At 32.4% G+C, this 22,117-nt stretch carries 29 protein-coding genes; 16 read left to right on the top strand and 13 right to left on the bottom strand.

Going from position 1 to position 22,117, the window contains the following annotated elements; translation table 11 throughout:
* The first annotated feature begins 332 nt into the window (after positions 1 to 332).
* A complete protein-coding gene (locus SMGD1_RS04250; RefSeq protein WP_008338985.1) occupies positions 333 to 797 on the top strand; it encodes a J domain-containing protein in 465 nt (154 codons plus the stop codon).
* Here the strand turns inward: SMGD1_RS04250 and SMGD1_RS04245 are convergent.
* The 3 genes from SMGD1_RS04245 to SMGD1_RS04235 are packed head-to-tail and all read right to left on the bottom strand — an operon-like array spanning position 794 to position 2,442.
* Positions 794 to 1,096 carry a hypothetical protein gene (locus SMGD1_RS04245; protein ID WP_008340740.1) on the bottom strand — a complete coding sequence of 101 codons (303 nt, stop codon included), beginning with the start codon at positions 1,094 to 1,096 and terminating at the stop codon, positions 794 to 796. The two genes, SMGD1_RS04250 and SMGD1_RS04245, sit on opposite strands and share 4 nt — an antisense overlap.
* Positions 1,089 to 1,424 carry a hypothetical protein gene (locus tag SMGD1_RS04240; RefSeq protein WP_008340737.1) on the bottom strand — a complete coding sequence of 112 codons (336 nt, stop codon included), beginning with the start codon at positions 1,422 to 1,424 and terminating at the stop codon, positions 1,089 to 1,091. The genes SMGD1_RS04245 and SMGD1_RS04240 overlap by 8 nt, the downstream gene beginning before the upstream one ends.
* A gap of 46 nt (positions 1,425 to 1,470) precedes the next feature.
* The gene (locus SMGD1_RS04235; RefSeq protein WP_008338827.1) at positions 1,471 to 2,442 is read right to left on the bottom strand and encodes a hypothetical protein; all 972 of its coding nucleotides are present in this window, start codon (positions 2,440 to 2,442) and stop codon (positions 1,471 to 1,473) included.
* A gap of 499 nt (positions 2,443 to 2,941) precedes the next feature.
* On the opposite strand from SMGD1_RS04235, the gene SMGD1_RS04230 reads away from it, so the two are divergent.
* The 4 genes from SMGD1_RS04230 to SMGD1_RS04215 are packed head-to-tail and all read left to right on the top strand — an operon-like array spanning position 2,942 to position 5,118.
* A complete protein-coding gene (locus tag SMGD1_RS04230) occupies positions 2,942 to 3,598 on the top strand; it encodes an N-6 DNA methylase family protein (RefSeq protein ID WP_008339183.1) in 657 nt (218 codons plus the stop codon).
* Positions 3,598 to 4,110 (top strand): DUF1493 family protein, encoded by a 513-nt coding sequence (locus SMGD1_RS04225; protein WP_008340733.1) that lies wholly within the window; start codon positions 3,598 to 3,600, stop codon positions 4,108 to 4,110. Before SMGD1_RS04230 ends, SMGD1_RS04225 begins: the two co-directional genes overlap by 1 nt.
* Positions 4,111 to 4,329, top strand: a complete 219-nt coding sequence (locus tag SMGD1_RS04220) for a hypothetical protein (protein WP_008340732.1) — start codon at positions 4,111 to 4,113, stop codon at positions 4,327 to 4,329. It abuts the gene before it with no gap.
* Between the two features lie 15 nt (positions 4,330 to 4,344).
* Positions 4,345 to 5,118 (top strand): hypothetical protein, encoded by a 774-nt coding sequence (locus SMGD1_RS04215; RefSeq protein ID WP_008340730.1) that lies wholly within the window; start codon positions 4,345 to 4,347, stop codon positions 5,116 to 5,118.
* A 185-nt stretch (positions 5,119 to 5,303) separates the two neighbouring features.
* On the opposite strand, the gene SMGD1_RS04210 is transcribed toward SMGD1_RS04215, so the two are convergent.
* Together SMGD1_RS04210 and ribA are read right to left on the bottom strand one after the other, a co-directional pair.
* Positions 5,304 to 6,437 carry a tyrosine-type recombinase/integrase gene (locus tag SMGD1_RS04210; RefSeq protein WP_008338944.1) on the bottom strand — a complete coding sequence of 378 codons (1,134 nt, stop codon included), beginning with the start codon at positions 6,435 to 6,437 and terminating at the stop codon, positions 5,304 to 5,306.
* Between the two features lie 178 nt (positions 6,438 to 6,615).
* The gene (gene ribA, locus SMGD1_RS04205; RefSeq protein WP_008338816.1) at positions 6,616 to 7,179 is read right to left on the bottom strand and encodes a GTP cyclohydrolase II; all 564 of its coding nucleotides are present in this window, start codon (positions 7,177 to 7,179) and stop codon (positions 6,616 to 6,618) included.
* A 72-nt stretch (positions 7,180 to 7,251) separates the two neighbouring features.
* Between ribA and hemB the strand changes: the two genes are divergently transcribed.
* From hemB to SMGD1_RS04190, 3 genes are all read left to right on the top strand, one after another.
* Positions 7,252 to 8,223 carry a porphobilinogen synthase gene (hemB, locus tag SMGD1_RS04200; RefSeq protein ID WP_008338879.1) on the top strand — a complete coding sequence of 324 codons (972 nt, stop codon included), beginning with the start codon at positions 7,252 to 7,254 and terminating at the stop codon, positions 8,221 to 8,223.
* Positions 8,224 to 8,266: 43 nt separating this feature from the next.
* Entirely contained in the window at positions 8,267 to 9,187 is a 921-nt protein-coding gene (argF, locus tag SMGD1_RS04195) for an ornithine carbamoyltransferase (protein ID WP_008338829.1), read from the top strand.
* 141 nt (positions 9,188 to 9,328) lie between these two features.
* Entirely contained in the window at positions 9,329 to 10,519 is a 1,191-nt protein-coding gene (locus tag SMGD1_RS04190; RefSeq protein ID WP_008338771.1) for a multiheme c-type cytochrome, read from the top strand.
* 10 nt (positions 10,520 to 10,529) lie between these two features.
* Here SMGD1_RS04190 and SMGD1_RS04185 read toward each other — a convergent pair whose 3' ends face one another.
* Positions 10,530 to 11,384 (bottom strand): nitrate- and nitrite sensing domain-containing protein, encoded by an 855-nt coding sequence (locus tag SMGD1_RS04185; protein WP_008339159.1) that lies wholly within the window; start codon positions 11,382 to 11,384, stop codon positions 10,530 to 10,532.
* An 84-nt stretch (positions 11,385 to 11,468) separates the two neighbouring features.
* Positions 11,469 to 12,434, bottom strand: a complete 966-nt coding sequence (gene trpS / locus SMGD1_RS04180; protein WP_008338822.1) for a tryptophan--tRNA ligase — start codon at positions 12,432 to 12,434, stop codon at positions 11,469 to 11,471.
* A gap of 110 nt (positions 12,435 to 12,544) precedes the next feature.
* Between trpS and hpf the strand changes: the two genes are divergently transcribed.
* The 3 genes from hpf (at position 12,545) to hemJ (ending at position 14,088) form a co-directional block, all read left to right on the top strand.
* A complete protein-coding gene (hpf, locus tag SMGD1_RS04175; protein WP_008338770.1) occupies positions 12,545 to 12,874 on the top strand; it encodes a ribosome hibernation-promoting factor, HPF/YfiA family in 330 nt (109 codons plus the stop codon).
* Between the two features lie 76 nt (positions 12,875 to 12,950).
* Positions 12,951 to 13,550 (top strand): hypothetical protein, encoded by a 600-nt coding sequence (locus SMGD1_RS04170; protein WP_008338777.1) that lies wholly within the window; start codon positions 12,951 to 12,953, stop codon positions 13,548 to 13,550.
* Positions 13,551 to 13,572: 22 nt separating this feature from the next.
* Complete coding sequence (gene hemJ, locus SMGD1_RS04165) at positions 13,573 to 14,088, top strand: protoporphyrinogen oxidase HemJ (RefSeq protein ID WP_171801014.1); 516 nt, start codon at positions 13,573 to 13,575, stop codon at positions 14,086 to 14,088.
* Positions 14,089 to 14,119: 31 nt separating this feature from the next.
* On the opposite strand, the gene der is transcribed toward hemJ, so the two are convergent.
* The 4 genes from der to SMGD1_RS04145 all read right to left on the bottom strand — a co-directional run bounded on the left by der (position 14,120) and on the right by SMGD1_RS04145 (position 17,754).
* On the bottom strand, positions 14,120 to 15,610 hold the full coding sequence (der, locus tag SMGD1_RS04160) for a ribosome biogenesis GTPase Der (protein WP_008338923.1): 1,491 nt from the start codon (positions 15,608 to 15,610) through the stop codon (positions 14,120 to 14,122).
* 108 nt (positions 15,611 to 15,718) lie between these two features.
* Positions 15,719 to 16,120, bottom strand: a complete 402-nt coding sequence (locus SMGD1_RS04155; protein WP_008339157.1) for a hypothetical protein — start codon at positions 16,118 to 16,120, stop codon at positions 15,719 to 15,721.
* Complete coding sequence (locus tag SMGD1_RS04150; RefSeq protein WP_008340722.1) at positions 16,120 to 16,704, bottom strand: LPP20 family lipoprotein; 585 nt, start codon at positions 16,702 to 16,704, stop codon at positions 16,120 to 16,122. Before SMGD1_RS04150 ends, SMGD1_RS04155 begins: the two co-directional genes overlap by 1 nt.
* A gap of 72 nt (positions 16,705 to 16,776) precedes the next feature.
* Positions 16,777 to 17,754 (bottom strand): hypothetical protein, encoded by a 978-nt coding sequence (locus SMGD1_RS04145; RefSeq protein ID WP_008338807.1) that lies wholly within the window; start codon positions 17,752 to 17,754, stop codon positions 16,777 to 16,779.
* A gap of 61 nt (positions 17,755 to 17,815) precedes the next feature.
* Here SMGD1_RS04145 and SMGD1_RS04140 point away from each other — a divergent pair, with 61 nt between their 5' ends.
* Positions 17,816 to 18,262 (top strand): phosphoribosyltransferase, encoded by a 447-nt coding sequence (locus tag SMGD1_RS04140; protein ID WP_008339107.1) that lies wholly within the window; start codon positions 17,816 to 17,818, stop codon positions 18,260 to 18,262.
* A gap of 47 nt (positions 18,263 to 18,309) precedes the next feature.
* On the opposite strand, the gene SMGD1_RS04135 is transcribed toward SMGD1_RS04140, so the two are convergent.
* Both SMGD1_RS04135 and SMGD1_RS04130 read right to left on the bottom strand, forming a co-directional pair.
* Positions 18,310 to 18,603, bottom strand: coding sequence for a hypothetical protein (locus SMGD1_RS04135; protein WP_008338878.1), 294 nt, complete (start codon positions 18,601 to 18,603; stop codon positions 18,310 to 18,312).
* Positions 18,604 to 18,665: 62 nt separating this feature from the next.
* Positions 18,666 to 19,418, bottom strand: coding sequence for a DnaJ domain-containing protein (locus SMGD1_RS04130; protein ID WP_008338749.1), 753 nt, complete (start codon positions 19,416 to 19,418; stop codon positions 18,666 to 18,668).
* Between the two features lie 47 nt (positions 19,419 to 19,465).
* On the opposite strand from SMGD1_RS04130, the gene SMGD1_RS04125 reads away from it, so the two are divergent.
* From SMGD1_RS04125 to nusB, 4 genes are all read left to right on the top strand, one after another.
* Positions 19,466 to 20,371 carry a DMT family transporter gene (locus SMGD1_RS04125; protein WP_008338698.1) on the top strand — a complete coding sequence of 302 codons (906 nt, stop codon included), beginning with the start codon at positions 19,466 to 19,468 and terminating at the stop codon, positions 20,369 to 20,371.
* A 65-nt stretch (positions 20,372 to 20,436) separates the two neighbouring features.
* Positions 20,437 to 21,231, top strand: coding sequence for a 3-deoxy-8-phosphooctulonate synthase (kdsA, locus tag SMGD1_RS04120; RefSeq protein ID WP_008338833.1), 795 nt, complete (start codon positions 20,437 to 20,439; stop codon positions 21,229 to 21,231).
* Between the two features lie 16 nt (positions 21,232 to 21,247).
* On the top strand, positions 21,248 to 21,712 hold the full coding sequence (ribH, locus tag SMGD1_RS04115) for a 6,7-dimethyl-8-ribityllumazine synthase (protein ID WP_008338954.1): 465 nt from the start codon (positions 21,248 to 21,250) through the stop codon (positions 21,710 to 21,712).
* Positions 21,712 to 22,116 carry a transcription antitermination factor NusB gene (gene nusB, locus SMGD1_RS04110; protein ID WP_008338849.1) on the top strand — a complete coding sequence of 135 codons (405 nt, stop codon included), beginning with the start codon at positions 21,712 to 21,714 and terminating at the stop codon, positions 22,114 to 22,116. Before ribH ends, nusB begins: the two co-directional genes overlap by 1 nt.
* Position 22,117 lies beyond the last annotated feature (1 nt).

The raw sequence follows: 22,117 nt of genomic DNA, 5'->3' as shown, positions 1-22,117 counted from the left end.
TACAATATTTTAATAACAATCTTATGTTTAATTTTTACTAAGCAACAAAACATCAACCAAAATCAACAATCTTGCAAAACTCAATCATTAGTTCCAGTTTTCGTCATTTAAGTGTAAAAAATTATTCCCTGATACTAAATTAAAATACTGCATATTTATATTTTATTCTAAGTAAAAATTCATTCCCCACAATCCTACAAACCCGAGAAACTAACGAAGAGATATTTGAAAGATTAAGAGATTATGTTTGAAGTTCTTAAAATTAAAAAGTTAAGAAGAAAAGAGCAAACCCTCAAAATCTTCAAATAGATATTTGATTTAAAGGACAAGAGATGACAAATATAGAGATTAAAAACGAGTTTTTAGGCATTGAGGGCATAAACGAAGCAAAGAAGATATACAAAGAGTTAGCTAAGAGGCTTCATCCTGACGTGGGAGGCTCTACTGAGCTATTTAAGATGTTAAATGAGATATACAATAGTATTTTAGAAAATGGCATTAGCTTTGCGAGTGATACAGAGTTTGATTTAGAGATAGAGAAAATAATATCAAAGATACTGCATTATCAAGATATTATCATTGAAGTTGTCGGTTCTTGGATTTGGGTTAGTGGTAATTCTAAGAGTATTAAAGATGAGTTGAAAGAGCTTGGTTTTAAGTGGGCTAATAAGAAAAAGATGTGGTATTACGGAGAGATGAAAGGGAGAAATCCTAAACAGAAGTCTATGAGTGATATAAAGGCTAAATATGGCTGTCAAACAGTCCATAGTAAAACAAGAGAGAAAATCTCTTGCTAAGAGGATAAATCCTCTATGTGCTTCAAAATTATAGGCTTAATCTTGAAGATATAGTAAATTGTATGTTCAATGCGAGTCTTATCTTTATGATTTGAATTATCAAGCCATTCATCAAGGAGTAGATTTCTCCAAAAATCTCTCAAATTATATGCAGAAGCGTTACCACTTAGTTCATCGAGTTTATTCCATAGAGCAATAATTTCTTTTTGTTCTCTTTTACAATTTTGGCTTAATGCTTCGCCATCGTATAATCCAGTTTTTAATTTGTAATAATCAAAGTCATCATAATAGTTATTCAAGGTCATTTCCTTGATTGTTTTTATTTTTGATAGATTTGAGTTTTTTATTTTTTATTCTGTTTTTTTCTTCATCCCTAGAACGGTTAAAGATAGTCGTTTTTAATTTTTCTATCATCTGCTGAATATTATCTTGATTTCTTAACATAGCCATTCGCTCTGTCTCACTCTCTGATAAATGTATAGTGACACTATTCAAATTACTTTTAACATCATTTAAAAGCTCTTTTAATTCTTCTTTATCTTCACACTTTTTGGTAAGTAGGGCAATGATAAATCCTACCAAGAAAGAAACAATACCCACTATCCAATATTCTATAAATTCATACATGTTTAACTCCTTATATTTAGATTGTTATAATGAAAAAAATGAAAAATTATAATTTTGGGCTATGATGTAAAATCTTAGCTTTCACTTTTTTAACTTCTGTTGCTATCGTTTCTTTTAATTTTTCATCCTCTGTTTTCTCTATATGCGTTTCTAAACGCTCAAACTTAGTTTCGATTTGTTGATAGGTAGTTTTCGGATCTTCTGCAATTCGCTCCACTTTTGCTAAGATATTGAAAATCTTCCTAATCCATTTCTCATTTTTCTCTTCTATCTCTTCGTATTGCTCTCTAAGTCTTTGAGATTGTGCCTCATACTCGGCAGAGCCTCGTTTATATTCAATCGTTGCTTCTTCAAGTTCAATAGTGGCGTCTTTCATCCTCTCTTTATAAGTTTTCCATTTTGCTTTGTTCTTAGATTTACTTTCAATTTTGGCATATTGCATAAATAGTTCAGGAGTTATAGGCTGTTCTCCTATTATCTTTCTGCACCAGTTGTATATTGCTTTGCGAGATAGCTTACTTATATTTCTTTTTCCGTAATCAATTAAAGTGTAATCATTGTTTAATAGACCATTATTAGAAGCTAATGTAGGTGCTAAGACATGGAAATGAGTATGTTTAGTATCTGTATGTAAAGATACTGTTAAATGTTCTCTAAGCCACTTTATACTTATCTCTGGATGATTAGCTTGGACTGAGTTTAAAAAAGCTTCTGTGATTGTTTTCACAAAGTCAGCCATCTGTTTTTTATCTTTTCTATTAATCACACTTTCCATCTTAGGAGGAAGAGAAAAGATAAAGTTCTTTGCCATATCCCCAGGGCGACCACCTTTTAATTTTTTAACATCCCTTTTTATATGCCTTGTTGCTATCTCTGCTAATTGTTTATAACTCATTTTTGAATACATTGTTGCGTTATCTTTATCAAGATACTCATTGTATGTTCCAAAATGTGCCATTCCTCTTATTCGATTCACTTTAAAAAAACAATCATCAAACTTTAAATCTTTTAATTCCATTTCTATAACCTCTCTTTTCTGAGATTATAAAAACTATTTTTAATTTCATGTTTTATAGCACTATGCATATAGCAGGATAGTAAAAGTGTGGGGAAACCCCAACCATTACGACACTGCAAAGGGATTAACACCCTTTTGAAACCCTCTTTTCTTAAGAGACATAAAAAGAAAATTATATATTTTCCTTGAATAAAGTTGTTTTTAAGCATTGTTACGCAATAATATCCAAGGCAAAGCAAAAAGCTAATTAGTTTAGCTTTTTGAATTGCTTTATTTGTTGTAATTATTGAACCACAAATACTATGATTAACTTTAGTATTTGTTCCCCTACATAATTATTCACCCATTAAGGACTTAACACGAAAGTGAAAAAAAAGCATATCTCATAAAGGGATATCTATGCCAATTTTTTGCTAAATATTTAAAAAAGCATATATTTCCAAAGGGATATCTATGCCAAAAAATATACAAAATAAAAAAATAAAAAGGATCTATTATTATGTCTAACATTAATAAAAAAGATAAAAAACAAAAAAAATCAACTGTGTTTACTCCAAAAGAGTTAAGTTATGAACTATATAAGATAATTACTTCTGAATATGACTTTAAAACTGTCTTTGACCCTTGTATCGGTATAAGTGGTGGTATGACTAAATATTACCTTGAAAATGGCGTTGAAGTTATTGGAGCAGATATTGATAAAAATGCAAAAAATCAATGTAATGTTTTTTTCCATCAAGATATTAAGAACTCAGATATACCTGAGAATGTGAAACCTGATTTGATTATTATGAACCCACCGTTTAACGGTAATGGCAGAGGTAAGAATTTATTATTTCCTCATCTATTCCTAAAAACTATGTTTGATAGATTTGGCGAAGATATTCCAGTAGTGATGATTACGGGCGATAATTTTTTAAATAATAATAGATTAAAGTCTGCAAGACTGAAATATGTCTCTGATGGTAATTTTGATATTACAAGTCTTATGACTCTTCCCTTAGATGTATTTAATGGTATTAAATTTAATGCACAAGTTTTATTTTTCAATATGCCAAAACTAAAACCTTTTTACATTTATGATGAATCAAAGGCAAAACTTAACTTATTACCAGTGAATAATCAAAGTTTTATAGATATTGAGAGGGTAGCATAATGAAACCTTATGACAGAAATCAAGTTATGAATGATATTTTAGAGCAAATAAAAAACTTTACTGAACGAGAAAATATTAATATCGACTTAATAATAGTGCCAGAGCTTAGTCCAGATGGATTAGTTTTAAACTATTCTACTAACTTTAAATATAAAGAAAGAGAAATAGATTTAGATGATGTGCTTCATACTGATTTGAGTCTTTCTCTTAATTCAAATATTTATGTTTTACATAAATTTAAATCAAGATTTGGATTAGACTATGGAGAAGTTGATATTAATGATGTTAATTATCGTAAATATGTTAAAAAATGGCATAGAAATGCGGCGAGTATATGGAAACATATTCCTAAAAAAAAGAAGAAAGAAGCAGACTTGAGTATTAAAAATGGGATATGCGAAATAGTTGATTTTTTAGGTGTAAAAGGAGTTGATATCAAAAAAATATATAATCTTAAAATGACGAATAATGGACTTTTGCCTGAAATAATTACTATTGGGAAGGTAGCATAAATGCGAAGTAGAAAAAAAAGAATAGATGATATTGAAAATTTAATAGAGGCATATGCTGTTGGAAATCCATTATTAATAGGTTGGGAAAAAGTTCTTAAAAGAACTACAAAAGCAGAGTTCAATGATTATATTAAAGGTATCGGTTGCGATCAAATCACTGGAGATAAGAGAGAACTTATTACACACTTAGCAAAACTAACTTGTCCAAGTGAATATTGATTATCTATAATAGCTATGAAAATAAGTTTACAAGAGCAAGACTATGATTATAAGAATAGACTCACAAGAGCTATTTATAAATCTTTATTTTATGAGAATAAGCATAGAAAAAAAGCTTTGGTATCAATAACACTTGGTAATGAAAGAAATAGTAGCATAGGAGATGAATGTCTCGATTCTCTATTTGAATTAAGGAAAGTGATGATGAAAAAGCTGAAATCATATTCACGAGCCAAAGATAAAAATAAAACATCAATAGCATACTTTACTCAAATAGAGTTCGGTGAGAGTGATGGAGAATTTAAACCATCAAAAGGCTACTCGTTTAATCCACATATTCATATCCAATTTTTTTATGATGACTTCGCACCTATTGAAAAGACATTATTATTTTTAAAAGAAAACTGCATATATAAAAATAGTGATGTTACTCATCCTAAGTGTAATAAACTTACTAAGTATGAGTATGTTATTAAAGAGTATTATCGTCCGTATGATGAAGAATATGAAATTAGAAAGAAAGAAAGGCTTATGGGCAAGCCTATGTATACGGCAAGTAGAAAAGAACTACCTAATTATGTAATTAAATATATATATCGTTATCTAAACATACATTTAAAATACATATGGAAAACCTTTAAGAATGAAGAAAACTATCTATATATTTTAAAGCAGATTGATAAGAAAAATATTATTATAGAAGAGAAAGATTCTACATTATCTGATGATTATATAGTTGTTAATAATAAGTCTATTATGATAGATATAGAGAGTATGTTATATGAATAGTATAGATACCTATATGTATAAAACAATAGGATATAAGAATATAATTAAAAGGGGTATATTTAGAGTGAAAAAAATGCTAAAAATAGGGGCTTTTTTAGCTATAAATTTGGTTTTTATGAAAATAGCGTTCTATAAGAACCTCATTATAAGTAATTATGTGGTAAAAAGTGATAAAAAGTGTGAATTTATTTTGCTCTTAAAAAGTTCCACCACTTTTCAAATATCTCTTTTCTTTTTTTATAAGGAACATCTAAATAGACTTGCTTTATATTTTTTTTGTTATTATGAGATAGACATCTATCGGCTAAGTCACTATCTATTCCTAATGAAGAAAGAATCGAAATAAATAAGTTTCTGTTGTCGTGAGATGTGATTTTGTATCCCTTATTTATTTCAACCTTCGCATTTTTTATGAGCTTGGCTTCTTTTAAAAACATTCCTGAATAGCAAAAATGGAATAGTTTTTCATCTTTATATTCATCATCTAATACTTCTTCAGGAAGTAGTTCGACAACTTCTAATGGAATAGGATATTTTTCCTCAATTCCAGTTTTAGTGATGTCCTTTGTTGCTAATACATACCAACTTCCATCACTGTATTTTTTAAAATGAGAAAATCTTAGCTTCCAGATTTCTCCAATTCTTCTTACTGACATAATTGACAATAAAAATAATAATCTATGAGACATATCAAAGTTTATAGTTGCATTATATATTTTTTTAGCGGTATCTTCCATATCCTCGTTGAGTCTTATATCAAACTCAGCTTTTGGCTCGTGTGTTCCATAATCTAAATCATAAAAAGGGTTAGTTTTAATTGCTCCCTTTCTAAAAGCATTTTCAAATATTTTCAGCATTAACACATTTACTGTAAGCTTATAGCTTTTTGTATTACCCTCCAAGCTATTTAATATTTTTTTTATATGGCTGTCTTTTACATTCTCCATTGTCAAATGACCTATTGTCGGATTAATGTATTTGTTGAAAAATAGCTCTAAGCTTCTCTTATAATGTGAATTGTCGCCACCTTTATTTTTAGGCTTTTTAGTTGCTATATCATTAAGAATAATATTTCTTACTTTATCTCCACCGTTTGATTGAAAAGGCTCTCTTCCTTCTCGTATTTCAGATTTGATAAATTCTAATGTTTCACTTGCTTGTTTTGCAGTAGTAGCATTAAACTCAGCAGTGAGGTTTTTCTTTTGATAAGTAATACCTTTCAACATAAAAGTAGTGTAATACTCATCTTTCCCATTGTCTTTTTTTAGAGAGTAAATATTTTTATACTTAGTGATTTCTAAGTTATATTTCATAGCCATATATAATCCTCTGTTTAATTCATATACTAATATTGGTATATGGAGTTTTATATTGTAAGGTATATAGACTTAGAAAGGATTTAAAGGGATTAAAAAGGAATAGAATAGTTTTAAAATGTCTTATAGTTCCCTATATTAAGGGATATGCTCCCTGCTTGTGGGGAGTGCGGAATATTGCTTATAGTAGATGACCCATCTCATCTTTTTTTACATTTAAGTAATCTATATTGTATTTATTTGAGTCCATAATAATAGGAACTCTCTCTACAATTTCTATGTCACTGATAGAATTGATTTTATCAGGGTTATTAGTTAGTAGTTTTATTTTTTTAACGCCAAAGTGATGCAGGATATATGTAACGATTTCGTAAGTTCTCTCATCTGTACGAAAGCCAAGTTGATGGTTTGCCTCAATAGTATTTAGACCTTTATCTTGCAGAGCATAAGCATTTATCTTGTTTAAAAGACCAATGTTACGCCCCTCCTGTCTTAGATATATAACCATCCCATCACTAGAAGATGCTAGCTTTAACGCATATTCAAGTTGGTCTCTACAGTCACACTTTAAACTGCCTATTGCATCTCCAGTTAAACACTCTGAGTGAACTCGTACAGTTGGAACTTCGGCTAAGTTGTCTGAGTATATAACAAGGTGCTCTTTTTGGCCTTCTTTAAAGGCTTTTACTTTGAAGTCGCCAAACTTTGATGGCAAATTTGCTACTTCTGAAATCTCTATATTCAATTAATGTACCCTAATTTAAACTTTAAAACGATAAAATAAATTTTTCAAAATTATAGCTAAAAAAGGTTTATTATGTTTCAAAGATTTCGCAGAACTCGTTTAAATAAGCATCTTCGTTCATTAGTAAGAGAGACAAGTGTTACTACAGATGATTTTATCTACCCACTTTTTGTTCGCTCTGGTGAGGGTATAAAAACAGAAGTCGCTTCGATGCCTGGTGTGTTTCAAATGAGTTTAGATGAAATTTTAAAAGAGTGTGTAGAGCTGAAAAAGCTTGGACTTTACTCAATTATCCTTTTTGGAATTCCAGATGTCAAAGACTCTATCGGTTCAGATTCTCTATGTGAACATGGAATCATTGCATCTGCAGTTCGTGCTGTAAAAAAAGAGCATCCTGACATGTTTGTTGTGACTGACTTATGTTTTTGTGAGTATACTGATCATGGACATTGTGGAATTATTGATGAAGCAAATGAAACGGTAAACAACGATGCTACTTTAGAGATTTCAGCACAGCAAGCTATAGTTCATGCAAAAGCTGGTGCAGATATGATCGCACCTTCTGGTATGATGGATGGAATCATTGAGACTCTAAGAGATGCTCTAGATGCAGGTGGATATGAGAATATCCCTATTATGAGTTATTCTACGAAATTTGCATCTGGATATTATGGACCTTTCCGTGATGTTGCAGAGTCAACACCAAGTTTTGGTGATCGTGCCTCATATCAGATGGATCCGGCAAACAGAAGAGAAGCTATAAGTGAGTCTATATCTGATGAGATGCAGGGTGCTGATATCTTAATGGTAAAACCTGCTCTTGCTTACTTAGACATTGTTCGTGAGATTAAAGATAATACATCGCTTCCAATGGCAGTTTACAACGTGAGCGGCGAATATGCAATGTTAAAGCTTGCCGGTAAGCATGATTTGATTGATTATGACAGAGTTGTTATGGAGACTATGATTAGTTTTAAAAGAGCAGGAGCGGATATTATTATCTCGTATCATGCCAAAGAAGTTGCCAAGATGTTATTAAAGTAAATTACTATAAAATGATAGCTTATTTGAAAATTTGGGGAAAGTTTTGAGACATTTTTTAACACTTAAAGATTTTACAAAAGAAGAGATATTAGAAATAATAGATATTGGTCTTGAAATCAAGAAAAATCTAAAATCTAAAATTTACAAAAAAGAGCTAGAAAACCAGACTCTTGGAATGATATTTGAGAAAAGTTCAACAAGAACAAGAGTGAGTTTTGAGACAGGAATGTTTCAACTTGGCGGTCACGCCCTGTTTTTATCAAACCGCGATATTCATCTAGGCCGTGGTGAACCTGTAAAAGATACAGCAAGAGTAATATCTAGCATGTGTGATATGGTAATGATAAGAACGTTCGAACACTCTATGATAGAAGAGTTCGCTTCTTACTCTAAAGTTCCGGTAATAAATGGTTTAACAGATTCATATCATCCCGTACAACTATTAGCTGACTATATGACTTTAGTAGAACACAGTGCAAATGAAAATATTGTATGTGCATATATCGGTGATGGAAATAACATGACACACTCATGGATGATGCTTGCTGCTAAACTTGGATTTGAACTTAGAATAGCAACGCCTAAGGGCTATGAAGTTAATGAGAAGATCTTAAAAGAAGTTCTTGTTTTAGCAAAAGAGAGCGGAGCTGTTATTAAGACAATGAATGACCCAAATGAAGCGGTTAGAGGTGCTACTGTAATCACAACGGATACATGGACTTCAATGGGACAAGAAGAAGAAAAAGAAGAAAGAATAAAAATTTTCAAAGGCTTTATGGTTGATGAAAAGATGATGATGCTTGCTACAAAAGATGCTAGATTTTTACATTGTTTGCCAGCGTACAGAGGATTAGAAGTAAGTGAATCAGTATTTGAAAAATATTCAGAGATTATTTTTGATGAAGCAGAAAATAGACTGCACGCACAAAAGGGATTAATGGTCTGGTTAGACAAACAAAGGTAAAAAACTTTCTCTAACAAAATTAAGATTTTGTCATAATAATGTCACTCTCAGCTTCTTTCTGTTAGAATTTTGTCATATTTATGAGACATGCTAGAGAGTAGAAATACTTTAATTAAAGTATGCTCAATAGGAAGAAACAAAATGAGAGTTGTTTTGATTATTGTTGCTATAGTAACAGCATTATATGCCGCCAAAGTAGTAGAAGTCTCCAAAGAATATCAAACCTCACAAAAGTGTAAATCTTGTCATTTGCAAATTGTAAAAGATTGGGAACAATCTTGGCACTCCAAAAGTCATTACTTAAAAGATGAATACTTTAGAGCTACATTAGAATATGTTGCAAGAAAAACAAGAAAAAGTTTAAACAGTGTAAAAATAGAGTGTGCCACATGTCATAATCCAAGAATCTCTGTAACGAGCACAGACCTTGATTATGAAGTTAAAGTCTTGATGAAGTTAGATAAAGACTCAGCAGTAAACAAAGCAACTCAAAACAGTGCTATCAGTGAAGGTATAAACTGTGTGGTATGTCATAACATAGATAAGATACATGATGATAGAGATAGCTCTCACAGAGGCATGAACCGTGTTTCTTGGACTAAGTCTGGAACAATGGTAGGTCCATTTAGTGACGCTAAATCACCATATCATAAGATAGAGCATCGCGACTTTATGGATGAAAAATCTGATCAATTGTGTTTTGTATGTCATGCTAACGACAAGTCTGTAGAGGGACTAGTATTTACAGATATGCAAAGTGAATACCAAAAAAGTGACAAAGAGTGTATAGATTGCCATATGGGGCCTAAAGTCTCTGGGGTAGCTGCTACGCTAAGATCAGTTGATGGTGAAACTAAAAAGAGAGATGTAAGATCACACACATTTTCCGGTGCTCATGTTCAAAAAATGTGGAGTGAAGCATTAAATCTTAATATGTGGCAAAAAGATGGTGAAATAATTATAGTTCTTAATAATCCACAGCCTCATAATATTCCAAGCGGTTTTGGTTCAAGAGAGTTGATTGTAGATGTAACTTATAAAAAAGGTGATAAAGATATAGATAGTAAGTCCATATCTTTAACTAGATATTACAAAAGAAAAAGAGCAAAAGCAACTATCCCTCACTTGGCAGTAGAAGCTTCCGAAGACATGAGCATTCCAGCTCTTGGTAAAAAAGTTTTAAAAGTAAAAAATATTGCTGATGCTACAAGTATAAATGTGAAAGTTTATTATCGTCTTGTTAACGATGAAGTTCGTTCTATCTTGAATCTAAAAGAAGCTATTTGGTCTACAAAGAGTTTAATAACATCTGAAAATTTAAGACTTAAATAGTTAGGATGGTTTACAACCATCCCTTAGAATCATCAAGTATAATCTTATTGTTAATATTATAAACATCAATAAGCAATGAAATCAAATCTGTTCCCTTATTAAAATATGTGTCTGTATCAAAAGCAATTTGTTTATTCCCCATAAGTTCAGCATTTGTCAATGAGACATAATCTTTGCTAGACTCTTCAATCGAGCTCAGTTTAGCATCTATGTTTGAAGTAAAACTTTTTTTATTACTAGAAGCAATCACTTTTATATCCAGAATTAGTTGAGTCGTTAGAGTATTTACTTCGTGCATTATAGCTTGCATTTGAGCTTTTTGAATCTTTGTAATCGCACCTTTTGCAACGATACCAGAACCCATACCTCTCATTTGCCCTACATACTCAGATAGTGGTAAGATAACTTCCATCATTACAGTTGATAGTTTTTTACCAAGTGGATTGAGATTTTTTGAACCATGCTTACTTACTGTCTGTGCAAGCATTAGTGTCTGCTCTATTAATTCTGTATACTGTTCAAACACTACAGCAGGCTCTTTTTTAAAAGCTTTTCGGTTTAGCTTGATAAGTGATTCACTAATGTTTGTTGCTCTATTGTTAATAATAGGATCAGATGCTAGAGGCAGTGATTCCATTATACCAATAGCTTTTTTCATCTCTTTTCTGTTGCCATAAACTAACAGCATGGAAGTAGTATTTCCATTTAAATAGTTGTTTGTAAGACCACGTGTTTTTTGTGTTGAAATTATAAGGTCTTTTAAGGCACCGATATACTTTGAATTGTCTGCTTGGTTAGAATTACTAAATAGTGACTTAGCATTTAGGCTAAAAATTAACGCGGCTATTAAAAGAAAGATACGCATAACTGTCTCCCTGAAATTTTTGTCTAATTATTATAACGACATTTCAGGGAAATTTTCTTGTCTTAGGGCAAGTAATAAAAATTATTAGTATTTAATTCCTGTAGCACTTCTAATTTTCTCAATCATAGGCATAGATACTTCTCTTGCTTTAACTGCTCCCATGTTTAAAATCTCTCTAACTTCATCTTGGTTCTTTTCATAGTAGGCACGTTTTTCTCTATACTCTCTAAAATATTCCCACATTACTTCACCAAGATAGATTTTAAAGTGACCGTGACCCTCCCCACCATTTTTATATCTGTTTTGAAGAGCTATAAGATTATCACCTTCTAAAAATAGTTTAGCCATATTGTATACATTACAGTTTTCAAACTCTTTTGGTTCTTCCATAGCAACATTCTCTGTAACAATTTTTTTAATTGTTTTCATTTGTGCTTTTTCTTCACCAAAGATGTTAACAATGTTCCCATAACTCTTAGACATTTTTTGTCCATCAATTCCAGGAACTGTTTGGACATCTTCTTGAACGCGAAATTCAGGCATTACTAAAATATCACCATATTGATTGTTGAATTTTGTAGCAATATCTCTAGCGATTTCAACATGTTGTATTTGATCTTTTCCAACTGGAACAACATCTGAGCTAAAAAGTAAGATGTCCGCTGCCATAAGTACAGGGTAAGAAAAAAGTGAATGGTTAGTAGCTTGACCACGAGCAGTTTTGTCTTTGTAACTATGAGCTCTTTCAAGTAGGCCCATTGGAGTAAATGATGACAATACCCAGTAAAGTTCTAAAACTTCTTTTACATCTGATTGAACCCAGAATGTTGATTTATTTGGATCAATTCCAAGTGCAAGAAAGTCAGTTGCACATTGCATAGTAAGCTCAGCAAGTCGTTTTCCGTCATTAACACTTGTTTGTGCATGGTAATTTGCAATAAAAGCAAAAGTTTCACTATCTTTTTGAGCGTCAACCATTTGCTTTATAGAGCCAAAATAGTTTCCTATATGTAAATCTCCAGAGGGTTGAATACCTGTAAATACTCTCATTTGTAAAAATCCTAAATTTTTAAGTCGTATTATACCAATCTCAGCTTTATTCTGTTATTATTGCTTATATATAGGGGTAGCTAGAAGCCACCCCACTTAAAGGATTTATTATGAATGTACAAGTTCGCGCAAAAGATATTACACTTCACGACAATACTAGAGCTCACATTGAGTCTGCGATTGAAGGATTTTCAAAATATACATTAGATATTACTACAGTAAATGTTAGCCTTAAAGCTGAAAAAAAAGGTGTTTCAGTTGAATTCGATATTCATATTGCACACGCTGAACCAGTTGTTATTAATCAAAGCGATGATAATCTAGACGCTGCAATTGATTTAGCAATTGATAGAGCTTCTAAAGCACTTCGTCGCCTACATACAAAAGTTATTGATCACAACAATTCTTCCGTAAAAGATTTAGAAACTCTTGACGCTTAATCAAGTTTATTCAATAATTGTACGCCCGCTTTTGGGTGTACAAAACTCTCCAACATACCCTCAATAGGAAATACTTTTGAAATACATAGTTTTATTATTTTTGTTTTTAAACTTGAGTGCAGATAATAATTATTCACTTAGAATTGCCCATGGGCCAGTTACTAATAGTGATTTTGGTGAAGTACTTTTTTTGGATGTTAAATCATATCCTCAAGATTTAAAAGTAACTGCCCTTGATGGTGGCTACCTTCTTAAGAAAGATGCTTTTGAACTTCCGTTAGATTTTTATGTAAAAAGTGGTTTATCTTACTTTGATGAAGCTGGATTACAAGATGATATCTATGAAGCTACATTGTATGTAAAAGTTTATTGGAATATAGATTTTTTAAGTAATAGAGTTAGACTTGGATTTGGTGAGGGTGTTTCTTATACAAGTGACATTTTATATTTTGAAAAACAAGAAGCAATTCAAAACAATGATAACAACTCTAAATTTCTAAATTATATAGATTTTAGTTTTGATTTTGATATTGGCAGGTTGGTTAGATATGAACCTTTAAAAGAGACTTATCTTGGTTTTGCCGTAAAGCATCGTTCAGGTGTTTTTGGTTTGATTAATAATGTTAATAAGGGTGGGTCTAACTACTATGCTTTCTCTTTAGAAAAAAACTTTTAATAGGGTTATAGAGATGAATATTATGGATTATTATTTATGGATTGTAGTATTTCATATTATGGCAGTTTTGTCATGGATGGCAATGCTTTTTTATCAGCCAAGATTATATGTGTATCACACAGAACATAAAAATAAACCTGATTTTGTAGAAGTTGTAAAAATTCAAGAATATAAAATGTACAAATATATAGGACTTCCTGCAATGTGGGCAACTGTAATTAGCGGACTTTGGATGCTATTTCTAAGACCAGAGTTATTACAAGACGATATATGGATGTATGCTAAAATTTTAGTGGTTATTGTACTAATGGTATATTCATTTTCTTTAGAATACTATAGAGTTCAACTAGAACGTGATAACTATTCTAAAAGTGGAAACTTTTTTAGAGCTTATAATGAAGTCCCGACTGTATTATCTTTGTTAATTGTAGGTTATGTAATTACTAAAACATTTTCTTTTGTTTTCACTTTCATAACCTTGGCAATTGGTGCTTTTGTTATTTACAGAGTGATAAAACAAATACCCAAAGAGGCTTAGGAACTAACTAGCTCTTCAAGCCAAAAGTGGTTTACTTCTCTCCGCGTTTTTTAGCTTTAAACAGAAGCGGAGTCCCCGTAAAGTTAAATGCTTCTCTCATCTGATTAGTTAAATATCGTCTATATGTGAAGTGCAGACCGCTTGGTTTATTCATAACAATTGCTATCTTCGGTGGTCGTGTCTCATACTGCGTTGCATAGTAGATACGGATAACTTGTCCACTAACACTTGGAAGTGTGTGACGACGAAGTGCACGTTCAAGTACTTCATTTATTTTTGAAGTTGGAATTCTCTGAGAGTAGTTTTCATTTATCTCTAAAATCATATCGTGAAGTTTATCAACTCTTTGATGTGATTTTGCAGAGATAGTAATGATTGGTGCATATGCTAAAAATTTAAATCTCTCTCTTACTTCTTTAATAATTTTGTCATGCTCTTCTCTTTTAGATATATCCCACTTGTTTAAAACAATTATAGAAGCTAGTCTATTGCTATCTACAAGACCAGCAATTTTTTCATCTAAATCTAAAAAAGGTTCACTTGCATCTAAAACTATTAGTGCCATGTTAGAATTATCTAGCATCTCTGTAGTTCTCATTAGAGCGTATTTTTCAATACCTAAAATCTTACCTCTTCTTCTTAGACCTGCCGTATCAACAAAAGTAAGTTGCTTGCCTTTATAGTCTATTGTCTCATCAATAGGGTCTATTGTCGTTCCAGCTACACTACTTACTACTGAACGTTCTTCACCTAAAAGAGCATTTAAAAGGGAACTTTTACCAACATTTGTACGACCAATAATCGCAATTTTAATATGGTTTACATCTTCTTCATTAAATTCTTTTATACGGTCATTATTTCCATAGATAGTATCATCCTGAATGACTCCATCCATCTCATCATCATCCCAATAAGTAAATCCATCATCATCTTCATCATGCTTTCTTGCATTAGCAAAGAAATCTTCATCATCAAGTTCTGGCTCAATGATTTGGATCTCATCTTCACCCTCTTCATCTTCTTTAATAATATCACTATCTGGAATTTTAGAAGCAATCCAATCAAGAAGTTCAACAGTGTTTCTGTTGTGAGCTACTGAAATACCAAAGATAGCATCTGTCCCAAACTCATAATAGTCCCAAAGGTTTTCTTTCATCTTGTCGTTATCTATTTTGTTAACAACTAAGGCTACCTCTTTTCCAAGATTTTGAAGTTCGTAAAAAAGTTTTTTATCTTCATCTTCAGGTATACTTTTGCCATCTACCATATATAAAATTATGTCAGCTTTATAAGCAGCTTTTAGTGACATCTCTTTTATCTTGTCAAATAGTTCACAGCCTTTATCCAGTCCGCCTGTATCAAGAAGTTCTACTTCTTTGTTTATAATCACGGTATTTCTTCTTTTCACATCTCTTGTGGTTCCAGCAATGTCAGATGTAATGGCATCTCTTTTTTTAACTAAACGATTAAAAAGTGAGCTTTTTCCAACATTTGGACGACCGATAATTGCGATTTTTTTCATGATAATTGCCTTGTGAATATATAAAAGTAGAAATATTTTTGGAATTATATCTAATTTATCGGGGATTAAGGAATTGTTTGGAGAAGTTCTCTCAAAAGAGAGAAGCTTTTAGTCCATTACCATCCATATAAAAAGTTCTCCAGAGATTTTATCTTCGTAAACATTTTCTATATGTGCAGTAATTGTACTGTTAGTTTGGTAATTGGCTCCTACATCCATCTGAGTGCTTCCATTACCATTTTTGTAACTTTCTTGCTTAGTCAAGCTCATTTCAACTTTTACACCTCTTTGGAGTGAAAGCTCATCGAGTGCTCGAGTAATTGCAAGTTTTCTTTGAGTAGATGTCTTTTGGTCATAAGTTCTCATAGAACTTCCAACCGCACCATTTTTTCCATCTTGATTGGGATTTAAAATCCAAGTCGGTGTGGCACTGATTTTTGGAGCAGGTTGAGAGTTACAACCTGCAAAAACAAACAGCACGAGTAATAAAGAGCTTAAAAACGTGTTCATTAGTTAGTTGGAAACTCTTTATCTAAACCTTCTAAAGCATTTTTAGATTGAAATTGTTGCCATAGTGCTTGGTCATTTTTAAAGCTATTTTTAACAGCTTCTTTTACTTCACCATTTACAGTAGCTTCTGGAACAGTAACTAACATGTATAGAGAACCTGATGGAGCAGTCCAAGCATCAACACCTTTTGAACCTTGTAAATCAACTTTTGCAATTTGTTTAGAAACAGCAGTATTTACTTGATCTACAGTTTCACCCTCAGCAACGCCAGTTGTACGAGTGAATGTTTCAACTTTGTCTTTTACTTGAGACTTGATTTGTTGAGCTAAATCTGAACGACCGTTAGCTAAAGCAACTCTTCTCATATGACCCATACCTGCAGCACTTTTTGCAGCAACACCAACACCCGCATAAGCACCTTCAACCATAGGAACACAAGTCCACTTTGGAGCTAATACATTTTCTTGTTTACAACGGTTATCAAATTCTTCTTCTGCTTGAGGTGCAGGCGTAGCGCCACCACATCCTGTAATTGTTGCAGCTATAATACCTGCTAATGCTATTGACGATAAAGTTTTGATCATATGATCTCCTTTTTTAAATTATGATTGATTATACTATGACTAATCTTAAACAATATTTATTAACTAGAAAATTTATTTGCTTTGTATGCCTATAAAGTCAAATATACCTAATTGTTTTACTTTTGCATTAATATGCTCTATTGTTTGCTCTTTTGCATCTTGGTGATTTTTTCTAGACTTACCGATAAATGTATGCTGTCTAAAAAGAATTTGGTTTTTATTAGCATCAAAAGTTGTAAACTTTACTAGATTTTTACTTACATTAAAAGTGTATTCATTAGTGTTATCTGTTGAAGAACTAATAAGAAGTTTTAGTGTATGGCTATCTTTAGATTTATTTGAAACACTAAGTCCATCTTTTTCAATCGCATCTTTAATAGTCTTTGTATATACTCTTGAATTTCCATCACTTAGTATGTAGAAGTTGATTGATGTTTGCAAATTGTTGTATTCATTTTCAAGTTCTTTTAAGAGCCTAAAGTTGTTATTTGAGTTATATGTAGAGATGCTGATTTGTGCAAATGCTGTTCTAGAAGCAAGGTAAGCATATTGAGACATTAATGGTTTTAGATATACATATCTTTTTATAGGGATTGTATCTTTATTTAAACTGTAGAATTGTCCTAATCTTTTTATCTTAGTGTTTAAATCAGAGTTAATTTTTTTAAAAAGTTCTTCTCTTTGTATTGAAATTAGCATTAAAATTTGCCCGTTGAATAGCTCAGTTTTTTCTACCTTAATAGCTCTCATAGATAGCGTGTTAGCTAGATGCAAATTAGCACTAATAATCTCGTTTAGCATTTGAGAACTTGGAGAGAGGCTGTGATTTGGAGTGCTAAACGAAGCATCTAAATCTTTGATAATATTTTTTCTAAGTTCATTTATAGCAATACTTTTTGCCTTTGTTTCATCGCTTGCAGCTGCAACTGCATAAAAGTTTTTGTAATCTTTTGGTAGATTTGTGAACCAGCTAGGTGCTTGTTGTGGTTTTGGAGCAGAACACCCAGCAAAGATAGCAATTATTACAGCAAATAAGATATTTTTATACATTTCATTTTCCAGTTTTTTTAAAATTTTACCTTAAGAGTTTTAAATTAAGTATAATTCAATTATGAAATATTACTCTTATGAAGATTTTAGAATCGATACAAAAAAGTTACTCTTAGATGTTAAAGAGTTCAAACCTGAGGTTATAGTCGCAATAGCTAGAGGTGGACTTACCTTGGCTCATGCTATTGCAGAAGGACTAGACATACGCGAAGTTCAGACTATTAGAACAGAACTTTATGACAAGACTCAAAAGAGAGAAACTATTAGCATCTTTGGTGATTGTAATTTTAGGGATACATCTAGAGTTTTGATAGTTGATGATATAGCCGACAGTGGAGATACACTAAAAGCAGTGATTCCACATCTAAAATCTCTACATAAAGATATTGAGTTTAAATCAGCTACTCTTTTTTATAAAAAGAGCTCTGTATTTGAACCGAATTTTTGGGTAAATGAAGCAGATGACTGGATTGATTTTTTTTGGGAGAGGGACTTTAAGGTGAATTGAGTGTTAGCTCAAGAGAGAACAGCCTGGGCTGCAAGGTGAATTGAGTTTTATTCCTTATGTCCATTATGCTCTTTTGAAAAGTCAGTCTCATAAATATAAGCAGATATTTCTTGCAAAGATTCCAAATCAAAATGTAGATAGGGCATAAGCTCATACTTCTTTATTGCATCTAACATTATAGAAGTCTCTTCTTTAGGGTCTTTTACCCATGTTGACATATATGCTACAAAATCTTCTTTTTTTGAAAATGCTCTCATATAGTGTTCTCTTATCTCAATCATTGAAGGTGCTGAGACAGCTTTTGTCTCAAAATGACATGTTACACAGTTTCCATGAAACAAAAGAGAACCATAATCACTTGCAAAAACATTAATAATAGTAGCTAGGAAAATGATTAGTTTTTTTATTGTTTAGCCTTTTTTATCATTTCATAGGCTTGGTTTATCTCTTGTGTTTTTGCTGTAGCTTCTTGCATATATGCTTCACCTTTTCCTTGAGACTTAATAATGTCAGGATGGTACTCTCGTATGAGTTTTCTATAAGCTTTTTTTATCGTGTTTATATCATCACTAGAATTCACACCCAGAAGCTTATATGCATCTGCGATATTTGCTTTTGGATGAATGTTTTTCATCATTTTTTCAAACTGCTCAAATATAGCGTGGTAAGCATTTGGATCAAACTCAAATGCCAAAGCGATAGTTTGAAGAACCATATCTTCACTTTTTGACACTTCACCATCAATAAATGCCAACTGAATTAAGAAGCCCATAAACTGCTGTTGTTTAGCTCTGTCTCTTTTTATAGCAGAACCAAGTTTGAAAGCGATATCTTGAATGTTGTCAGTTCTGTCTTTTTCTTGATTAAATATATCTTTTAAGATATCTTTAGTCTTTGCAGGCTCTGGAAAAACATTTGAAATATCATCAAACATGATGCCGATAAGCTCGGCTTCAAGTACATCAACTCTGCCATCAGCTTTAGCCACTTTTGCAACAAGTGCTACAAAAAGACCTAAGTCACTTTTTTCTAAAGACTCTTTTGAAACAGAGAAGTTTTTAAAAGCTTCTTTGGAGTATGAAGTGTATCTAGAGTAGCTCTGAAATATCCAGTAAAAAAAACCACCCACGATGAGCAGTAGTAATAAATTTCCCATAATAATCCTTAATAATTCGCATAATTATATAAAATGGAAGTTAATAGATGGGTATAATTGCATCTATGAATAGAATTAAAAATTTAAACAGTGGTGTTAAGTATATGCTTATGGCATCATTTATGTTCGCAATTATGGGTGCATTTGCTAAGCTTGCATCTGAGCATATGTCTTCACTCGAAGTAGTGTTTTTTAGAAATGTTTTTGGCGTAGTTTTGATTGGCTACGCTGTTTATAAAAACCCTATGACTCATAAAGGCGGAAAACCTTTCCTGCTTCTTTTTCGCGGTGTGATGGGTTTTACTGCACTTCTTGCATACTTTTACAACATCGCAAATATTCCACTAGGAGATGCAGTTACATTTAGTAAAACTGCTCCTATCTTTACAGCCATTTTCGCATGGCTTTTCTTAAAAGAGAAACTCTCAGCATCTGCATGGTTAGCTGTTTTTGTAGGTTTTGGTGGTATTTTACTTATAGCGCAGCCGAGTGCCATAGGATTTACAAAGTACGATATACTGGGAATATTTAGCGGTATAGGGGCAGCTTTGGCATACACTTCTGTTAGAGAACTTAGAAACTATTATGATACTAGAGCGATTGTTCTCTCTTTTACTCTTGTTGGAACAATAGGTCCTATATTTCTTTTTATACTCTCAGAATACATCCAGATGCCAGAGTTGGATTTTATGTTAGGCGAGTTTGTGATGCCAAGTGGCGTAGTCTGGCTATATGTCATTGGACTCGGACTTTTAGGAACTCTTTCTCAATACTATATGACAAAAGCATATGGAGAAACAAAGGCTGGAATAGTCGGAGCTGTGAGCTACACAAATATAGTTTTTGCCATTTTAGTAGGCTTGTTTTTAGGTGATTCACTGCCGAGTATGACAACAGCATCTGGAATAATTCTCATTGTAATTGCTGGGATTATGGTGGCAAGAGCAAAATAAATTTAGATTAATACCATTATGATATAATCTCCCTTTATTTTTAAACGATATATAGAGGTAAATTGATGGTATTACTTACGGGGCCTTGTGTCATTGAGAGTGAAGAAAATATCTTTAAAATTGCTAAATCTTTAGAGAAGTATCATGCAGATGAGTCTATAGATTTTTATTTTAAAGCCAGTTTTGACAAAGCAAATAGAACATCTTTGGAGAGCTTTCGCGGGCTTGGCATGCAAGAGGGTCTAAGAATCCTACAAAAAGTAAAAGATGATTTTGGTTATAAAATCGTTACAGATGTACATGAATCAGTTCAAGTACCGACTGTTGCTGAGGTTGTAGATATGCTTCAAATCCCAGCTTTTTTATGTCGTCAAACAGATTTGTTAGTTGCTTGTGGGCAGACTGATAAAATTGTAAACATCAAAAAAGGGCAGTTTTTAAGCGGAGATGCTATGCTTTATCCAGTTCTCAAAGTTCTTCAAACTAGAGGTTGTAATGAGGCTACGTATGAAAACTCTAAAAAGCACGGAGTATATCTTTGCGAGAGAGGAAACTCTTTTGGCTATGGCAACATGGTAGTTGATATGAGAAACTTAGTAATTATGAGAAATTTTGCACCGGTTATTTTCGATGCAACCCACTCTGTTCAGATGCCAACGGCTGTAGGTGGAAAAACAGGCGGAGATTCTTCTATGGTTCCATATCTTGCATCTGGTGCTGCTGCAGTTGGTGTGGATGGTTTTTTTATGGAGACACATTTTGACCCAAGTGTAGCACTAAGCGATGGTCCAAACATGATAAAACTAGATGAGCTTGAGAATTTAATAGAAAAAATTAAAAAGATTCAAGAAATAAAATAAAATATAAGGAAAATAGATGAAGTTAGTTGAAGGTAAGTTAAAAGTTATAAACGGCAAAAAAATTGCAATAGTTAGTACAAGATGGAATCACTTTATTGTTGATAGATTAGTTGAGGGTTCAAAAGATGCATTTCTTCGTCATGGTGGCAATGAAGAGGATTTAACACACGTTCTGCTTCCTGGTGCATTTGAGCTTCCAATGGTAGTTGACCAACTTTTAGCATCTGGCAAGTACGATGCAATTTGTGCTTTAGGCGCAGTTATCCGTGGAGCAACTCCTCACTTTGATTATGTTTCTGCTGAAGCAACTAAAGGTATCGCTACTATGAGTCTTAAGTACCAAAAACCAGTTTCATTTGGTCTTTTAACAACTGACACTATCGAGCAAGCTATTGAGAGAGCCGGTACAAAAGCTGGTAACAAAGGTTTTGAAGCAATGACAACAGTTATTGAGATGCTAGACCTATATGAGAACATCTAATGGCAACTAGACATCACGCAAGAATGGCAGTTGTTAGTCTGCTTTACGCTTATGACTTGGGAAATGGAAGTATTGCAGATCATACAGATGAGATTTTAGAAGAGAAAAAGATTCGTAACAAACAAAAAGATTTTGCATTGGCACTTTTTGAAGGTGTTATGGAGAATCTTGAAGCTTGTGACAAAGCTATCATCGAACATTTAAAAGAGTGGGATTTTGAGAGACTTGGAGCTATAGAAAGAGCAACTCTGAGACTAGCTACTTATGAGATTCTTTTTGGTGAGCTTGATTCAGCTGTAGTTATAAATGAAGCCGTAGAGATTACAAAAGCTTTTGGAACTGAGCAGTCTCCTAAGTTTATCAATGGTGTTCTTGATGCTATCTCAAAAGATAAGCCCGAATAAT

Source organism: Sulfurimonas gotlandica GD1, assembly GCF_000242915.1.
In the GTDB taxonomy this organism is placed as follows: domain Bacteria; phylum Campylobacterota; class Campylobacteria; order Campylobacterales; family Sulfurimonadaceae; genus Sulfurimonas; species Sulfurimonas gotlandica.
The sequence above is the reverse complement of the archived record's forward strand: the minus strand, read 5'-3'. Positions and strand labels throughout refer to the sequence as shown.

Excerpts from the sequence above, each read along its gene's own strand:
- SMGD1_RS04250 (WP_008338985.1), top strand. The coding sequence starts at position 333 with ATGACAAATATAGAGATTAAAAACGAGTTTTTAGGCATTGAGGGCATA.
- SMGD1_RS04240 (WP_008340737.1), bottom strand. The coding sequence starts at position 1,424 with ATGTATGAATTTATAGAATATTGGATAGTGGGTATTGTTTCTTTCTTG.
- SMGD1_RS04235 (WP_008338827.1), bottom strand. The coding sequence starts at position 2,442 with ATGGAATTAAAAGATTTAAAGTTTGATGATTGTTTTTTTAAAGTGAAT.
- SMGD1_RS04230 (WP_008339183.1), top strand. The coding sequence starts at position 2,942 with ATGTCTAACATTAATAAAAAAGATAAAAAACAAAAAAAATCAACTGTG.
- SMGD1_RS04225 (WP_008340733.1), top strand. The coding sequence starts at position 3,598 with ATGAAACCTTATGACAGAAATCAAGTTATGAATGATATTTTAGAGCAA.
- SMGD1_RS04220 (WP_008340732.1), top strand. The coding sequence starts at position 4,111 with ATGCGAAGTAGAAAAAAAAGAATAGATGATATTGAAAATTTAATAGAG.
- SMGD1_RS04215 (WP_008340730.1), top strand. The coding sequence starts at position 4,345 with ATGAAAATAAGTTTACAAGAGCAAGACTATGATTATAAGAATAGACTC.
- SMGD1_RS04210 (WP_008338944.1), bottom strand. The coding sequence starts at position 6,437 with ATGGCTATGAAATATAACTTAGAAATCACTAAGTATAAAAATATTTAC.
- hemB (WP_008338879.1), top strand. The coding sequence starts at position 7,252 with ATGTTTCAAAGATTTCGCAGAACTCGTTTAAATAAGCATCTTCGTTCA.
- SMGD1_RS04190 (WP_008338771.1), top strand. The coding sequence starts at position 9,329 with ATGAGAGTTGTTTTGATTATTGTTGCTATAGTAACAGCATTATATGCC.
- SMGD1_RS04185 (WP_008339159.1), bottom strand. The coding sequence starts at position 11,384 with ATGCGTATCTTTCTTTTAATAGCCGCGTTAATTTTTAGCCTAAATGCT.
- trpS (WP_008338822.1), bottom strand. The coding sequence starts at position 12,434 with ATGAGAGTATTTACAGGTATTCAACCCTCTGGAGATTTACATATAGGA.
- hpf (WP_008338770.1), top strand. The coding sequence starts at position 12,545 with ATGAATGTACAAGTTCGCGCAAAAGATATTACACTTCACGACAATACT.
- hemJ (WP_171801014.1), top strand. The coding sequence starts at position 13,573 with ATGGATTATTATTTATGGATTGTAGTATTTCATATTATGGCAGTTTTG.
- der (WP_008338923.1), bottom strand. The coding sequence starts at position 15,610 with ATGAAAAAAATCGCAATTATCGGTCGTCCAAATGTTGGAAAAAGCTCA.
- SMGD1_RS04155 (WP_008339157.1), bottom strand. The coding sequence starts at position 16,120 with ATGAACACGTTTTTAAGCTCTTTATTACTCGTGCTGTTTGTTTTTGCA.
- SMGD1_RS04150 (WP_008340722.1), bottom strand. The coding sequence starts at position 16,704 with ATGATCAAAACTTTATCGTCAATAGCATTAGCAGGTATTATAGCTGCA.
- SMGD1_RS04145 (WP_008338807.1), bottom strand. The coding sequence starts at position 17,754 with ATGTATAAAAATATCTTATTTGCTGTAATAATTGCTATCTTTGCTGGG.
- SMGD1_RS04140 (WP_008339107.1), top strand. The coding sequence starts at position 17,816 with ATGAAATATTACTCTTATGAAGATTTTAGAATCGATACAAAAAAGTTA.
- SMGD1_RS04130 (WP_008338749.1), bottom strand. The coding sequence starts at position 19,418 with ATGGGAAATTTATTACTACTGCTCATCGTGGGTGGTTTTTTTTACTGG.
- SMGD1_RS04125 (WP_008338698.1), top strand. The coding sequence starts at position 19,466 with ATGGGTATAATTGCATCTATGAATAGAATTAAAAATTTAAACAGTGGT.
- kdsA (WP_008338833.1), top strand. The coding sequence starts at position 20,437 with ATGGTATTACTTACGGGGCCTTGTGTCATTGAGAGTGAAGAAAATATC.
- ribH (WP_008338954.1), top strand. The coding sequence starts at position 21,248 with ATGAAGTTAGTTGAAGGTAAGTTAAAAGTTATAAACGGCAAAAAAATT.
- nusB (WP_008338849.1), top strand. The coding sequence starts at position 21,712 with ATGGCAACTAGACATCACGCAAGAATGGCAGTTGTTAGTCTGCTTTAC.